The following is a 13,708-nucleotide window of genomic DNA, read 5'->3' as shown; positions in this document are numbered from 1 at the left end:
GGCGATGGCGTATTTTCTGGGCGTGGACACGGGCGGAACCTATACGGATGCGGTCATCGTGGACGAGGCCGCGACGAAGGTGATCGGGTCGGCCAAATCGCTGACCACGCGGGGCGATCTGGCGCTGGGCGTGGGGCGGGCGGTGGATGCCGCGCTGGCGCAGGCGGGGGTTGCGGCGGGCGAGGTGGCGCTGGTGTCGCTGTCCACCACGCTGGCCACCAATGCGCTGGTCGAGGGGCAGGGGGGACGGGTCGCGCTGGTCTTCATCGGCTTTGCCGAGGCCGATCTGGAGCGGGGCGGGCTGATCGAGGCGCTGAAGGGCGATCCGGTGATCCGGCTGGCGGGCGGGCATAGCCATGCCGGGATTGAGGCCGCGCCTCTGGACCTTGCCGCGCTGGAGGCGGAGGTGGCGGGGCTGGCCGATCAGGTGGTGGGTTTTGCGGTGGCGGCGAGTTTCGCCACGCGGAACCCCGCGCATGAGGTGGCGGCGCGGGAGGTGATCCGGCGCGTGACGGGGCGGCCGGTGACCTGTTCGCATGAGCTTTCGGCCAATCTGAACGGGCCGAAGCGGGCGCTGACGGCGGTGTTGAACGCGCGGCTGATCGGGATGATCGACCGGCTGGTGGCGGCCTGCGAGCGGCATCTGGATCAGGTGGGCATCCATGCGCCGCTGATGGTGGTGCGGGGGGATGGGGCGCTGATTTCCGCCGCGATGGTGCGGGAGCGGCCGATCGAGACGATCCTTTCCGGCCCTGCCGCCAGCATCGTGGGGGCACGCTGGTTGACCGGGGAGAGGGATGCGCTGGTATCGGACATCGGCGGGACGACGACGGATGTGGCGCTGTTGCGCGACGGTCTGCCGGAGATCGACCCGCAGGGCGCGCGGGTGGGCGGGTTCCGCACGATGGTGGAGGCCGTGGCGATGCGGACCACCGGATTGGGCGGCGACAGCGAGGTGCATCTGATCACCGAAGGGCTGGACGGCGGGTTGCGGCTGGGGCCGCGGCGGCTGGTGCCGGTGTCTCTGCTGGCGGTGGAGCATGGGGCGATGGTGCATGCTGCACTGGACCGCTGGCTTTCCAACGAGGCGGTGGGGGAGTTTGACGGGCGCTTCGCCATTCCGATGGGCGGGAATGCGGGGGGCCTTGGCGCGCGCGATGTGGCGGTGCTGGGGCGGTTGGTCGCGCCGATGCCGGTGGCGCAGGTGCTGACCTCGCGGCTGGAAGTGGCGGCGCTGGAGCGGCTGGTGGCGCGGGGATTGGTGATGATTTCGGGCGTGACGCCTTCGGATGCGAGCCATGTTCTGGGGCGGCTGGCGGCCTGGGACGGGGAGGCGGCGGAAAAGGCGGTGCGCCTGCTGGCGCGGCGGCGGAACGGGCGGGGGGAGCGGTTCGCGACCGACGAGAGGGTGTTCGCGCAGGCGATCATCGACCAGTTGACGGCGCAGACGGTGGATTGCCTGCTGGAAGCGGCCTTTGGCGAGGACCCGGCCTTTGCGGGCGAGGCGCCGGAGGTTCTGGCGCGGCATCGGCTGATGGTGGCCGGGCTGGCGCAGCATCGGGGGGTGGTGGAGATCTCGGCCCGGCTGGGCGTGCCGGTGATCGGGCTTGGCGCTTCGGCCCCGTCCTATTACGGCGCGGTGGGGGAACGGCTGGGCTGCCGGATGGTGCTGCCGGAACATGCGGGCGTGGCCAATGCCATCGGCGCGGTGGTGGGGCAGGTGAGCCAGCGGGTGAGCGGGCTGGTCAGCAGCCCGGCGGAGGGGCGGTTCGTGGCGCATCTGGCGGAGGGGTTGAAGGCCTTTGGCGAGCGCGAGGCGGCGCTGGCGGCGATGGAGGCCGCGCTGGTGGCCGAGGCAGAGGCGCGGGCCAAGGCGGCGGGGGCCGAAGAGGTGCAGGTCCGCGTGACGCGGGAGGTGAAGGAGGCGGAAGTGGAGGGCCGGTCGATGTTCATCGAAGCGACGGTGACCGCCACCGCCTCGGGCCGCCCGCGGGTGGCGCATGGGTGATGGATGGTGGCTTGACGCCATCCGTGGGAGTCTGTAGGGACGCCGCCAGTGGCTAGGTAGCTCAGCTGGTTAGAGCACATGACTCATAATCATGGGGTCGGGGGTTCGAGTCCCCCCCTCGCCACCAACAATCGACGTTTTCTTAAATGATATAAACAAACCAATGCATTAGACGGTACCGACCGCGTCAGCCTATTTGCATTCCTACCATAGCCTCCTACCAATCCTCTGAAGACCTTGGGGCGTGCACCTCTGCCTTCGATTCCACCGGGGCCAGCTTTGGCATGCGACTGCGGCCAACGTCACATCCGGCATCGCACCTACCTGACCCGCAAAGCCGCAAGGCAGGACGTGTTCGAATGCATCGAGGTGTTCTACAATCCGAAACTTAGGCCTACGGAAAACAGAATATTGTCGACCGTTGATTTCGCAACCCGGCAGCAGAAGATGATGGAGGCGGGTTTCTAGGAAAGTAAGTGCGCCTCACAATCTCAGTTCAGCAAATGCCGCTCGCACACAATTTGCGCAACAGAGCCGTGAGAAAGTGGAAGGCGCTTGAACAGTCATGTTTGACGAGAACTGTTTTCCAAGACTTTGTGCGCAAGAAAGATACGCTCTCCCATCACAAGACCGTGGATAACAGCCTGTTCTCCTTGAGCCACAAACTCTGACAGTTCAAAGCCAGCATTGCGGACCATATCACGAAAATCACGCCCTATAATTCGATCATGATCTGGCTGTTGAAAATGAGCCCATCGATCACTCGCATTCGTTATTGCGGGGTTGACATAACTTTTTTCCAAGCCCTCACAGATAGGTACCATAAGAATTGCCAGTCCGCCCGGCCGCAGCACCCTGAACAACTCTCTTAAAGCCTGCTCGGTTTTCACGTGCTCCAGAACATGTGAGCATACAATCATATCGAAGGAGGAATCTTCGGCATCAATGTTCTCTATGTTCCAAGCGTGATCAACATCTGAAGCAAAAAGATCAGCGGTCACATAGTTCTTCACTATAGGCTCTAGAAAGCGGCGAACTGCGTTTTCGGGCGCAAAGTGAAGTAAGTCGCATTTATTGACATTCACTTTGTTGGCATCAATGTATATCTTGAGCAGGCGATGCCGCTCGAGAGAACCACAGGATGGGCACTCTGCATCTGGTCGTATATAGTAGCCACCAAAAGGCCTAAAATAACCTTCGAAGTCGCAGATTGTACAGGCACGGCGACGTATCGGTCTCATCGACACATATCTTGCACCACCACTTTCCAAAATAGCGATGAGTGTCCTTCTTATGGCGCCCTTAACATTCAGCATTTTCAGTCCTTCATCTGCATTTTTTATCGACGACGCCTGCTGACCTGAACAACCTTACCGGCATTCCCCGAGTGGCGTGCTTGCTGATGCATAGTTCGCCTGATTTTGGTCATGGCCAAGTATTTTGTTCCCAACAGGGTCTCTGGCTGAGCAGGATTTTCGAACAGGTTGGATTACACCACGCCGTCACCGTTTTCAGACTCGGTGACTGTGCTTTTGAGCGCGTTTGGCAGGTATGTGCTGCCCCTTTCGTTCCGTTTCGGCGGGGATCGCGCTTATGCACTTGAGGGTGGGGTCGCAATCGGCGAATGACAGTCTGGGGTAGAATTGGGGGTGCTCCGCTCGTTGAAATAGCTTTCCTTAACCAACGCAATAACCTAAACGAACCGTGAGAGTCCATCCTCTGCACCACTTAAACCAACGGATCATGGAGGTGGTGGCGGCTTCCAGTCCGTTTATGGCTCGCGGACTCGTTCTGCGCTTTCGTCCGTTTTCCCGAATTCCTGTTTGGCGTGGCGCCTGTCTGCGACGGGCGACTGCCGAGCCTTGTCGAGAAACCACCGAACATGGGATGGCGGAATTGATGCGCAGGGAAGGGGGGCTATCTTGCCCACGGGGCGGTGCGTCACGATCTGCGTGATGAGATTGCCGAGAGCCCTTTGCTGAAAGCCTTTTGCCGCATGCCGCTTGACCTTGCCCTTGCCTTGCCCGGTGCCCTGGAGACCCTGACGGGGGGGTCTTTCTATGATCGGCGGCTCGTGGAATCGCTGCGCGCGGCGGGGCATGGGGTGGCGGTGGTGACGCTGCCGGAGGGGTTTCCCGAACCCGGTGAGGCGGCGCTGGCGGTGGCGGTGGCGCAACTGGCGGCGCAGCCTGCGGGGCGGGTGGTGATTGTGGACGGGCTGGCCTATGGCGCGCTGCCGACGGCGGCTTTGGCGGGGATCGCGGCGCCGATGGTGGCGATGGTGCATCATCCGCTGGCGATGGAGCCGGGGATGGACGGTGCGGTGGCCGAAGGGTTGTGGCGGCGGGAGCGGGACAATCTGGCGCTGGCCCGCCATGTGCTGGTGCCGAGCGGGCATGTGGCGGGGCTTCTGGTGGCGCGCTATGGCGTGGCGGCGGAGCGGATCACGGTGCTGGAGCCGGGGGTGGACCGGCCTGCCGTGGTGAAGGCGGCGAAGGCGGTGCCGCCCCTGATCCTGTCGGTGGGCCTTTTGGACCCGCGCAAGGGGCATGATGTGCTGATCGCGGCGCTGGAAAGCCTGGGCGATCTGGACTGGCAGGCGGTGATCGCGGGGACGCCGCGCGATGCGGCCCATGTGGTGGCGCTGGAGGCGCAGGTGGCGGGATCGGCGGTCGGTGACCGTATCCGGCTGGCGGGGCGGGTGTCGATGGCGGAGCGGGACAGGCTTTATGCCGAGGCATCGGTCTTTGCGCTGGCCACGCGCTATGAGGGATATGGGATTGTCTTCAACGAGGCGTTGCTGGCGGGCCTGCCGATCGTGAGTTGCCGGGCGGGCGCGGTGCCGGGGACGGTGCCGGTGGAGGCGGGGCTGCTGGTGCCGCCGGATGATCCGGCGGCCTTTGCGGCGGCGCTGCGGGAGGTGTTGGCGGACGACGCGCGGCGGGCGGCGATGGTGGCGGCGGCGCGGCGGGCGGGCGCGGCGCTGCCGGGTTGGGACGCGGTGGCGGCGCGGGCGGCGGCGGTTCTGGCGCAGGTGCAGGCGGAGGTGCGGGTGTGACGGATTGGGCGGCGGAACTTTCCCTGGCTGTGGCGGCGGCGGAGGATGCGGGGGTGGCACTGCTGCGGCATCACCGGTCGCGCGACCTGCTGCATGTAGAGGAAAAGCGGGCGGGCGACTTCGTGTCGGAGGCGGATCGGGAGGCCGAGGCGCTGTTGCGCCGGCGGTTGCTCGGGGCGCGGCCGGGCGATGGCTGGCTGGGCGAGGAGACGGGAGAGGAGGCGGGGAACGGGCGGCGCTGGGTTGTCGATCCGCTGGACGGGACGACGAATTTCCTGCGGGGCCTGCCCTATTGGTGCGTGTCGGTCGCGCTGGAGGTGGAGGGGCGGCCACGGCTGGGGGTGATCCATGATCCGCTGCATGGCGAGACCTTTGCCGCTGCGCCGGGGCTGGGCTTCCGGCTGAACGGGCGGCTGATGCCGCGCGGGGCGGCGGCGGCCTTGTCTTCGGCGCTGTTCGGGACGGGCATTCCTTTCGGCGGCATGGCGCATATCGGTGACCATGCGGCCGATCTGGCGCGGCTGATGCCGCAGTGCGCGGGGGTGCGGCGGACGGGGGCATCGGCGCTTGACCTGGCCTATGTGGCGGCAGGGCGGCTGGACGGGTTCTGGGAGCGGCGGCTGCGGCCCTGGGATGTGGCGGCGGGGCTGGCCCTGATGGCGGAGGCCGGGGTGCGGGTGGAGGGCATGGCGCAGAGCGAGGATCCCTGGGAGACGGGGAGCGTGATCTGCGCCGCGCCGGGGCTGTTCGATGGCTTCGCCGCGCTGCTGCGGGGCGGTCAGGACAGCCGGGCGTAAAGGTCGCCGGAGCGGGCGGTGGGGGGCAGGGCGCGCAGCCATGCCGCCGTGGCGGGACCGTCGCGCCAGTCGGGCCAGAGGAAGCGGCCGCTTTCGCCGGTGACGGGGTTGAAGCGGTAGGGGCCGAGGTCCGCCAGACGGTCGATCACGCGGAGCGTGTTGCCGGGCAGGGGCGGCAGGTATTCGACCGAGATCAGCGGAATGGGCTGGGACAGGCCGGAGAGGACGTCCAGCTCGAAACCTTCGACGTCGATCTTGATGTAATCGGGGCGGCCATGGGCGGCGATCAGGCGGTCGAGCGTGGTGACCTGCACCTGTTGTCTGCGGTCCCATCGGACATGGCCGAAGCCGGGGGCGGCCCCGGCGGTTGCCGCGAAATCGGGTTGCAGGGTGGAGACGGTGGGGTGGAGGGCGGAGACGACCATCTCGGCGGTGGTTTCCTGCGGGCCGAGGGCGGCTTCGATCAGGGTGATGTCGCGGGGGAGCGTGCGGCGGAGGAAGCGGGCGAAGGCGGCCTGCGGTTCGATGGCCACGACGCGTGCGCCTGCCGCGCGCAGGACGCGGGCGCGGCTGCCGACATGGGCGCCCACGTCGAAGGCCAGCGCGCCGGGCGGAAGGAGGCCCGCGTAGAAGCGGCGCAGGGCGGCCAGCCGCAGCGGGTTGTGATAGATCACCAGCGACCGGGCGAGGCCGAGCGTGGTGCGGAGGTCGATGCTCATGCCGGTGTTCCGTATCCTTGCCTTGCGCCGCGCGGGCTGCGTCTTGGGCAGGATAGGACGCGCAAAGCGGGGTCGAGGCAAGCGGGGCGGAAATCGGGGCTGTCTGACGGAAACGTGATCCCGGGATCGAAAATCCGTCATCGCGGCGTCACGGGCCTTGTTCGGGGCCGCGGAACACTACCTAAGCACCGGATCCGGATGCTGCGAGAGGCATGAAAAGCAACGCCAATTCCTTGCCCGCGGGGCAGGCCGCGATGGGCGGCGATTCCCTCGGGCTTGCGCCGGAGGGGCGGGATGCGCCACGGTCTGCGGATCACCTGCGGCAGGAGGCGAGGCTGGAGCGGTTTGCGGAAGATCGGCTTGCGCTGTGGTGCGAGGGTGCGGGGCGTGCCGCGCTGCGGCCCGGCGCAGAGGGCGCGGGCGTCGCCTGCCGGGCGCTGTTTTCCGGCATCAGCCGAGGGACGGAGCGGCTGGTCTTCGAGGGGCGGGTGCCGGAGGCGGAATGGGCACGGATGCGTGCGCCCTTTCAGGAGGGCGATTTCCCCCATCCTGTGAAATATGGCTATGCGATGGTGGCCGAGGTGGCGGAAGGGCCGATGGCCGGGCAGGCGGTCTTTGCCCTGCATCCGCATCAGCGGGGGTTCCGGTTGCCGGAGGCGGCGCTGGTGCCGGTGCCGGAGGGCGTGCCGCCTGCGCGGGCGGTGCTGGCGGCCAATATGGAGACGGCGCTGAACGTGATCTGGGACAGCGGCGCGGGGCCGGGGGACCGGATCGCGGTGGTGGGTGCGGGCGTTGTGGGGGCGCTGGTCGGCTATCTGGCGGCGCGGCTGCCGGGGGCGGAGGTGGTGCTGCTGGACCGCCTGCCCGGACGGGCGGCGCTGGCGGATCGGCTTGGCTGCGGGTTCGCCCTGCCGGGGGCGGCTGCGGGCGGTTGCGATGTGGTAATTCATACGAGCGCGAGCGCGGCGGGGCTGGAGACGGCCATCGGACTGGCGGGGCCGGAGGCGGCGGTGGTGGAGGCAAGCTGGTATGGCGCGGGGACGGTGCCCGTGGCGCTGGGGGGCGCGTTCCATAGCCGAAGGCTGCGGTTGATCGGGTCGCAGGTGGGGCAGGTGCCGCCTGCCCGCGCGCCGCGCTGGACCTATCGGCGGCGGCTGGAAAAGGCGCTGGAGTTGCTTCGCGACGGGGCGCTGGAGGCACTGATTTCCGGCGAGACGCCTTTTGCGGAGATGGGCACGGCCTATGGGCCTGTGCTGACCGATCCTGAAACCTTGTGCCATCGCATTCGTTACTGACCCAAACCGACAGACCGGAAGGACCGACCGATGTATGCCGTCGAAGTGAGAGACCATATCATGATCGCCCATAGCCTGCCCTCGCCCGTTTTCGGGCCGGCGCAGGGGATGCATGGCGCGACCTTTACGGTCGATGCGGCCTTCTTTGCCGCGGATATCGACGATCACGGGCTGGTCGTGGATATCGGGCTGGCGGTGGAGGCACTTGCGGCGGTGTTGCAGCCCCTGCGCTATCGCAATCTGGACGAGGTGCCGGAGTTCAAGGGCAAGTTCACCACGACGGAGTTCCTGTGCGGCGTGATCCACAAGGGAATGGCGGCGCGGCTGCGGGCGGGTGAGTTGAAGGATGGGGGCCGGGTGACGCGGCTGCGCATCACGCTGCATGAAAGCCATATGGCGCGGGCCTGGTGCGAGGGGGATATCTGAAGGATGGGGTTCTCCGCCGACTGGCTGGCCTTGCGCGAACCTGCCGACCATGCGGCGCGGGATCCTGCGCTGATGGCCGAGGCGGCGGCGCTGGCCGGGGCGCGGCCTGTGGTCGTGGACCTTGGCGCGGGGACGGGGTCCACGCGGCGGGCCTTTGGCGCGGCGCTGCCCGAGGGCGCGGTCTGGCGGATGGTGGAGGGGGATGCGGCGCTGCTGGCGCATTGCGCGGGCGAGCGGCATCTGATGGACCTGCGCGATCTGGCGGCGCTGCCTTTGGCGGGTGCGACGCTGGTGACGGCGTCGGCGCTGCTGGACCTTGTGTCGGAGGCGTGGCTGGCGGGGCTGGTGGAGGTGCTGGCGGCGCGGCGGCTGCCGTTCCATGCTGCGCTGAGCTATGACGGGCTTATGGCTTGGGAGCCTGAGGATGCGGGGGATGCGGGCGTGACGGCGGCCTTCAATCGGCATCAGCGGGGCGACAAGGGTTTTGGCCCCGCGCTGGGGCCGGATGCGGTGATGCGGACGGCGGAGCTGTTCCGGGCGGCGGGTTATGCCGTGCGGATGGCAGACAGCCCGTGGCGGATCGGGCCGGATCAGGCGGCGCTGGGCGATGCGCTGCTGGAGGGGATCGCGGCGGCGGCGGCGGCAGAGGCGGGTATCGCGGCGGAAGAGGCGGCGCGCTGGTTGGCGGCACGGCGGGGGCTGCTGGGGCAGGGCCGCATGGTGATCGGGCATCTGGACCTGCTGGCCGTACCGGCCGGAGACGGGATGGAGGGGCAGGATGGAGACGATTGATGTGACGCCGCGGGTCTGGGACCGCATCCTTGCCCTGCGCGCGGGCCATGGCTGTGCCTGCTGCGGGCGCTGGAGCGCGGGGGAGCGGGCGGCGCTGTCGCTTTATGCGCCGCTCGCCCGGCGTGACCTGGGGCCGGTGACGGTGGCGCAGATCGGGCAATCGCTGGACGGACGGATTGCGACGGTTTCGGGGGATGCGAAGGATATCTCCGGCCCTGACGGGCTGGCGCATCTGCACCGGATGCGGGCGCTGGTCGATGGGGTGTTGATCGGGGCGCGGACGGCGCTGCATGACCGGCCCCGGCTGACCGTGCGGATGTGCAAGGGCGAAAACCCGGCGCGCATCCTGCTGGACCCGCGCGGGCGGGTGCCGGATGACATGGAGATTTTCCGCGAGGATGGCGCGCGGCGGATCGTGGTGCAGGCGGTGGATCGGCCGCGCCCGGCGGGGGTGGAGGTGATCCATCTGCCCGAGGGCGAGGGGTGGTTCGCGCCGGAGGATATTTTGGCCGCCTTGCAGGCGCGGGGGATTGCGACCTTGCTGGTGGAAGGCGGGGGCATCACCATCGGGCGGTTTCTGGAGGCGGGGTTGCTGACGCGGTTGCAGGTGGCGATTTCGCCGCTGCTGATCGGTGCGGGGCCGGCCAGCCTGACCCTGCGGTCCCCGGTGGCGCGTCTGGCCGATGCGATACGGCCCGAAACGCGGAGCTATGGTCTGGGGCCGGAGGTGGTGTTTGACTGTGCGCTGTCGCCCGAGGCGGTGGCGGCCTGGGCTCCGATCCATGTCGCGCCGGTGGTGGCGGCAGGGGGGCTGTGAGGTGGGCGGTTCGTCTGGTGCGGTGTCAGCCCTGCGGTGGCCAGATGCGCGCCCAGAGGCCATCGCGGCGCAGGCCGTGATGGATCGCCGCGCCGATATGGGCGAGGAGAAGGGCCATCAGTGCGTAGCCGCCATATTCATGGACAGTCTTTGCCGCCGTGGCGAGGGTGTCGGAGCGGGGGACGAGCGTGGGGATGCCAAGGCGATCCAAAGCCTCGATCGGGAAGCCGCCTGCGCGGACGCGAATGTAGCCGGACAGGGGCAGCAGGAGCATCAGCGCGTAGAGGGTGGCGTGGCTGACCTCGGCGATGCGGCGCTGGAGGGCGGGGATCGTTTCGGGCAGGGCGGGCGCGCCCCGGCGCAGGCGCAGGGCAAGGCGCAGGGCGACAAGGATCAGGACCAGCGTGCCGATGTTCTTGTGCCCGATGAAGAGCGCGTTCTGAAGCGCGCGGGGCAGGCCGGATTGCACCATGACAAGGCCCGCCACGATCATCGGCAGGATGAGTGCGGCGATGATCCAGTGCAGCCAGCGCTGGGCGGGGGTGTAGCCTTGGGGCATCTTTTCCCTCCGTCGGGGGTGACATGGGGCAGGTAGAGGCGGGGATGGGCGGTTCAAGGGCGCTTGCCGCCGGTGTGATCCCGGCGGGGGGGCTGGCGATGGCCCTGGCCTTGGCCGTGGGCGCGATCGGCGGGGCCGGGGCGGCACTGCTGGCGGGGGCGGTGATGGCGGGCGTGCTGGCCTTCGTGATCCGGCAGGCGGGGCGGCATTATCCGCATGCGCGGTTTGGCGGGTGCAATACGGTCACGTTGGCGCGGGCGGGTGCGGTGGCGGGGCTGGCGGCGCTGATGCCGGTGGCGCCGGGTGGTTGGGCGGTTCTGGCGGTGGCGGCGGTGGCGCTGGCCGCCGATGGGGTGGATGGCTGGATGGCGCGGCGGAGCGGGCTTTCCTCGGCCTTCGGGGCGCGGTTCGACATGGAGGTGGATGCGGCGCTGGCGGCGGTGCTGGCGGGGCATCTGTGGCTGTCGGGGCAGACGGGGGTGGAAATCCTTGCGCTGGGCCTGATGCGTTATGTCTTTGTCGCCGGGTTCCTGCCCTTTCCCTGGCTGGCCGCGCCCTTGCCGCCGAAGTTCGGGCGCAAGGCGGCCTGTGTGGTGCAAATCGCGGCGCTGATCCTGTTGCAGGCGCCGGGTTGGCCGGAGGGTGCGGCGCGGGGGATCGGGTTGGCAGCGGTGGCGGTGCTGTGCTGGTCCTTCGGGCGGGATGTGCTGTGGCTGTGGCGGAACCGGGGATGAGGAAGGCGCTTGGTCTGCTGATCTCGGGCTTGGTGCTGCATCTGGTGCTGGTGCAGCCCAATCATCCGGATGCGGTGACCTGGCGCGCGCTCACCTTGTTTCCGCTGGAATTGCCGGTGCTGCTGCTGAGCCTCGTGCTGCTGGGCGATGGGCGGGCGGGGCGCTGGTTCCGGCGGGGGCTGGCGGGGCTGCTGGTGCTGGTGATCGCGGCGAAGGCGGCGGATATGGCGATGTTCGTGGCCTTTGGCCGGGGGTTCAACCCGGTGGGGGACCGGATGTTGGCCGGGGCGGGGGTGAATCTGCTGACGGGGTCGGCGGGGCCGGTGGTCGCGGTGGCGGCGGTGGTGGGCGTGGTGGTGCTGGTGGGCGGGTTGTTCTGGCTGCTGGAGCGGGCGATGGCCGTTTGGGCGCGGGCGGGGCTGCTGCTGCGGCCTGTCGCGCGGCGGGTGGCGGGGGGCGTGGCGCTGGTGGTGGCGGTGATCGCGGCCTATGAGGTGGCGGGGATCATGAACCGCTGGCCGATGCCCTGGAACCCGCCGGGTGCGGCCTTTACCGCGCGGGTGGCGGCCGAGGAGGTGCGGCTGGTCTTTCGCGCCGGGGCCGCGATGCGCGAGTTTCGCGCGGCGGCGGAGGCCGATCCCCTGCGCGGGCGGACCGATCTGCTGGACCGGATCGACCGGGATGTGGTGGTGGTCTTCATCGAGAGCTATGGAAGGGCGAGCGTGGAAGGCCCGCTTTACGCGGAGACGACGCAGGGCGTGCTGGCCGAGGGTGAGGCGGCGCTGGCGGCGCGGGGCGTGGCGATGCGGTCCGGCTATCTTGCCTCTTCCACCCGCGGGGGGCAGAGCTGGCTGGCCCATGCGACCTTTGCGAGCGGCCTGCGGGTGAGCGATCAGTTGCGCTATCAGGCCCTGCTGGCCAGCGGGCGGGAGGGGCTGTTCCACATCGCGCAACGCGCGGGGTTCGAGACGGGGGCGGTGATGCCCGCGATCACGATGGCCTGGCCGGAGGGGGAGAAGAAGGGGTTTGACCGCATCTTCCCGGCGGCGGACCTGGGATACAAGGGGCTGCCCTTCAACTGGGTGACGATGCCGGATCAGTACACGCTGGCGGCCTTTGACCGGCTGCTCGGGGGGGAGGCGGAGGGGCGGCGGTTTTCGCAGGTGGTGCTGATTTCGTCGCACGCGCCCTGGGTGCCGGTGCCGCGTCTGGTGCCGTGGGAGGAGGTGGGCGACGGGCGCATCTTCGACGCGATGGCGCAGGAGGGCGACCCGCCCGCCGTGGTATGGCGCGACCCGGATCGGGTGCGGGACCAGTATCGCCAGTCGGTCGCCTATTCGGTGGAGGTGGTGCTGGACTGGCTGGCGCGGATGGACCCGGAGCGGATGCCGTTGACCTTTGTGCTGGGGGATCATCAGGCGGCGGGGTTCGTGGCGGGCGAGGACCGCCGTGACGTGCCGATCCATGTGATCGGGCCTGCGGGGCTGGTGGAGAGGGCGGCGGAATGGGGGTTCACGCCGGGTCTGGTGCCGCCGCGCGAGATGGCGGCGCTGCCGATGGAGGCGATGCGGGACCGGATCGTCGCGACCTATAGTTCGGTGCCCTTGCCATGAGGGTTCTGCGCTGGGGGCTGGCGCTGCTTTTGCTGGGGGGCTTTCTCTGGCTGGTGGATGCGCGGGCGGTGCTGGAGGTGTTGCGGCGGGCGGAGGCGGGGTGGCTTATGCTGGCGGCGGGGCTTCTGGTGGCGCAGACGGCGGTGTCGGCGCTGCGCTGGCGGTTGGTGGCGGCGCGGCTGGGGCAGCGGATCGCGATGGGCCATGCGCTGCGTGAGTATTTTCTGGCGCAGGCGGTGAACCTTGCCCTGCCGGGCGGGGTGGCGGGGGATGCGGCGCGCGCTGTCCGGGCGCGGGCCGAGGTGGGGCTGGAGCGGGCGGGGATGGCGGTGGTGCTGGAGCGCGCGGCGGGGCAGGTGGCGCTGGTGGCGGCGACCGGGGTGGCGGTGGCGGCGGTGACGCTGGCCCCCGGCGGGATGGCGGTGCCGCAGGTGGTGCTGGCGGCGCTGGCGCTGGTGCTGCTGTCGGTGGGTGCGGCGCTGGTGGTGCTGTCGCGGATGGCAGGGCGGCGGGCGGCGCTGGCGCGGTGGCGGCAGGGGGTGCGCGTGGCGCTGCTGGCGCGCGAGGTGCGGGGGCGGCAGGCGGCGCTGAGCCTTGGCACGGTTGCGCTGAACCTTGCGGCTTTCTGGGCCTGTGCGGCGGCGGTGGGGGTGTGGTTGCCCTTGGGCGCGGCGCTGGTGGTGCTGCCCCTTGTCCTGTTCGCGATGCTGGTGCCCTTGACGGTGGGCGGCTGGGGCCTGCGGGAAGGGGCGGCGGTCGCGCTTTTCCCGCTGGCGGGGGCCAGCGGGGCGGAGGGGTTTGCCGCCAGCGCCGCCTTCGGGGCGGTGTTCACCTTGACGGCGCTGGGCGGGTTGCTGTTGCAGCTTCGGCCCTTGCGGGCGGCGTGACGG

The 13,708-nt window shown here is 69.1% G+C and carries 13 protein-coding genes and 1 tRNA gene; 11 read left to right on the top strand and 3 right to left on the bottom strand.

Annotation, left to right across the window (positions count from 1 at the left end):
* Positions 1 to 4: 4 nt before the first annotated feature.
* Positions 5 to 2,008: a hydantoinase/oxoprolinase N-terminal domain-containing protein gene (locus C0V75_RS02070; protein WP_101919235.1), complete on the top strand. Its 2,004-nt coding sequence runs from the start codon at positions 5 to 7 to the stop codon at positions 2,006 to 2,008.
* Between the two features lie 50 nt (positions 2,009 to 2,058).
* Positions 2,059 to 2,135: transfer RNA gene (locus C0V75_RS02065), tRNA-Met, on the top strand.
* 436 nt (positions 2,136 to 2,571) lie between these two features.
* Here the strand turns inward: C0V75_RS02065 and C0V75_RS02060 are convergent.
* A complete protein-coding gene (locus C0V75_RS02060) occupies positions 2,572 to 3,324 on the bottom strand; it encodes a class I SAM-dependent methyltransferase (protein WP_101919234.1) in 753 nt (250 codons plus the stop codon).
* A gap of 680 nt (positions 3,325 to 4,004) precedes the next feature.
* Between C0V75_RS02060 and C0V75_RS02055 the strand changes: the two genes are divergently transcribed.
* Both C0V75_RS02055 and C0V75_RS02050 read left to right on the top strand, forming a co-directional pair.
* Positions 4,005 to 5,066 (top strand): glycosyltransferase family 4 protein, encoded by a 1,062-nt coding sequence (locus C0V75_RS02055; protein ID WP_101919233.1) that lies wholly within the window; start codon positions 4,005 to 4,007, stop codon positions 5,064 to 5,066.
* Positions 5,063 to 5,863, top strand: coding sequence for an inositol monophosphatase (locus tag C0V75_RS02050; RefSeq protein ID WP_101919232.1), 801 nt, complete (start codon positions 5,063 to 5,065; stop codon positions 5,861 to 5,863). The genes C0V75_RS02055 and C0V75_RS02050 overlap by 4 nt, the downstream gene beginning before the upstream one ends.
* Here the strand turns inward: C0V75_RS02050 and C0V75_RS02045 are convergent.
* Positions 5,845 to 6,582: an FkbM family methyltransferase gene (locus tag C0V75_RS02045; RefSeq protein ID WP_101919231.1), complete on the bottom strand. Its 738-nt coding sequence runs from the start codon at positions 6,580 to 6,582 to the stop codon at positions 5,845 to 5,847. The two genes, C0V75_RS02050 and C0V75_RS02045, sit on opposite strands and share 19 nt — an antisense overlap.
* Positions 6,583 to 6,794: 212 nt before the next feature.
* On the opposite strand from C0V75_RS02045, the gene C0V75_RS02040 reads away from it, so the two are divergent.
* From C0V75_RS02040 to C0V75_RS02025, 4 genes are read left to right on the top strand one after another with little or no spacing between them, the layout of a single operon-like run.
* A complete protein-coding gene (locus C0V75_RS02040; RefSeq protein WP_254216345.1) occupies positions 6,795 to 7,877 on the top strand; it encodes a zinc-binding alcohol dehydrogenase in 1,083 nt (360 codons plus the stop codon).
* A gap of 30 nt (positions 7,878 to 7,907) precedes the next feature.
* Positions 7,908 to 8,303 carry a 6-carboxytetrahydropterin synthase gene (locus C0V75_RS02035; RefSeq protein ID WP_101919230.1) on the top strand — a complete coding sequence of 132 codons (396 nt, stop codon included), beginning with the start codon at positions 7,908 to 7,910 and terminating at the stop codon, positions 8,301 to 8,303.
* Between the two features lie 3 nt (positions 8,304 to 8,306).
* Positions 8,307 to 9,095: a hypothetical protein gene (locus tag C0V75_RS02030; protein WP_101919229.1), complete on the top strand. Its 789-nt coding sequence runs from the start codon at positions 8,307 to 8,309 to the stop codon at positions 9,093 to 9,095.
* Positions 9,082 to 9,912, top strand: coding sequence for a RibD family protein (locus tag C0V75_RS02025; protein WP_101919228.1), 831 nt, complete (start codon positions 9,082 to 9,084; stop codon positions 9,910 to 9,912). Before C0V75_RS02030 ends, C0V75_RS02025 begins: the two co-directional genes overlap by 14 nt.
* Positions 9,913 to 9,937: 25 nt before the next feature.
* On the opposite strand, the gene C0V75_RS02020 is transcribed toward C0V75_RS02025, so the two are convergent.
* The gene (locus tag C0V75_RS02020; RefSeq protein ID WP_101919227.1) at positions 9,938 to 10,471 is read right to left on the bottom strand and encodes a cytochrome b; all 534 of its coding nucleotides are present in this window, start codon (positions 10,469 to 10,471) and stop codon (positions 9,938 to 9,940) included.
* A 44-nt stretch (positions 10,472 to 10,515) separates the two neighbouring features.
* On the opposite strand from C0V75_RS02020, the gene C0V75_RS24025 reads away from it, so the two are divergent.
* The 3 genes from C0V75_RS24025 to C0V75_RS02005 are packed head-to-tail and all read left to right on the top strand — an operon-like array spanning position 10,516 to position 13,705.
* On the top strand, positions 10,516 to 11,205 hold the full coding sequence (locus tag C0V75_RS24025) for a CDP-alcohol phosphatidyltransferase family protein (RefSeq protein WP_305791139.1): 690 nt from the start codon (positions 10,516 to 10,518) through the stop codon (positions 11,203 to 11,205).
* On the top strand, positions 11,202 to 12,818 hold the full coding sequence (locus tag C0V75_RS02010) for a sulfatase-like hydrolase/transferase (protein WP_101919226.1): 1,617 nt from the start codon (positions 11,202 to 11,204) through the stop codon (positions 12,816 to 12,818). Before C0V75_RS24025 ends, C0V75_RS02010 begins: the two co-directional genes overlap by 4 nt.
* Complete coding sequence (locus C0V75_RS02005; protein WP_101919225.1) at positions 12,815 to 13,705, top strand: lysylphosphatidylglycerol synthase transmembrane domain-containing protein; 891 nt, start codon at positions 12,815 to 12,817, stop codon at positions 13,703 to 13,705. The genes C0V75_RS02010 and C0V75_RS02005 overlap by 4 nt, the downstream gene beginning before the upstream one ends.
* Positions 13,706 to 13,708: the final 3 nt, after the last annotated feature.

The organism is Tabrizicola sp. TH137, assembly GCF_002855575.1.
GTDB lineage: Bacteria > Pseudomonadota > Alphaproteobacteria > Rhodobacterales > Rhodobacteraceae > Paragemmobacter.
Note: the sequence above shows the minus strand (reverse complement) of the source record. Positions and strands in the feature narration are given on the sequence as shown.

Excerpts from the sequence above, each read along its gene's own strand:
- C0V75_RS02070 (WP_101919235.1), top strand. The coding sequence starts at position 5 with ATGGCGTATTTTCTGGGCGTGGACACGGGCGGAACCTATACGGATGCG.
- C0V75_RS02060 (WP_101919234.1), bottom strand. The coding sequence starts at position 3,324 with ATGCTGAATGTTAAGGGCGCCATAAGAAGGACACTCATCGCTATTTTG.
- C0V75_RS02055 (WP_101919233.1), top strand. The coding sequence starts at position 4,005 with ATGCCGCTTGACCTTGCCCTTGCCTTGCCCGGTGCCCTGGAGACCCTG.
- C0V75_RS02045 (WP_101919231.1), bottom strand. The coding sequence starts at position 6,582 with ATGAGCATCGACCTCCGCACCACGCTCGGCCTCGCCCGGTCGCTGGTG.
- C0V75_RS02040 (WP_254216345.1), top strand. The coding sequence starts at position 6,795 with ATGAAAAGCAACGCCAATTCCTTGCCCGCGGGGCAGGCCGCGATGGGC.
- C0V75_RS02035 (WP_101919230.1), top strand. The coding sequence starts at position 7,908 with ATGTATGCCGTCGAAGTGAGAGACCATATCATGATCGCCCATAGCCTG.
- C0V75_RS02030 (WP_101919229.1), top strand. The coding sequence starts at position 8,307 with ATGGGGTTCTCCGCCGACTGGCTGGCCTTGCGCGAACCTGCCGACCAT.
- C0V75_RS02025 (WP_101919228.1), top strand. The coding sequence starts at position 9,082 with ATGGAGACGATTGATGTGACGCCGCGGGTCTGGGACCGCATCCTTGCC.
- C0V75_RS02020 (WP_101919227.1), bottom strand. The coding sequence starts at position 10,471 with ATGCCCCAAGGCTACACCCCCGCCCAGCGCTGGCTGCACTGGATCATC.
- C0V75_RS24025 (WP_305791139.1), top strand. The coding sequence starts at position 10,516 with ATGGGCGGTTCAAGGGCGCTTGCCGCCGGTGTGATCCCGGCGGGGGGG.
- C0V75_RS02010 (WP_101919226.1), top strand. The coding sequence starts at position 11,202 with ATGAGGAAGGCGCTTGGTCTGCTGATCTCGGGCTTGGTGCTGCATCTG.
- C0V75_RS02005 (WP_101919225.1), top strand. The coding sequence starts at position 12,815 with ATGAGGGTTCTGCGCTGGGGGCTGGCGCTGCTTTTGCTGGGGGGCTTT.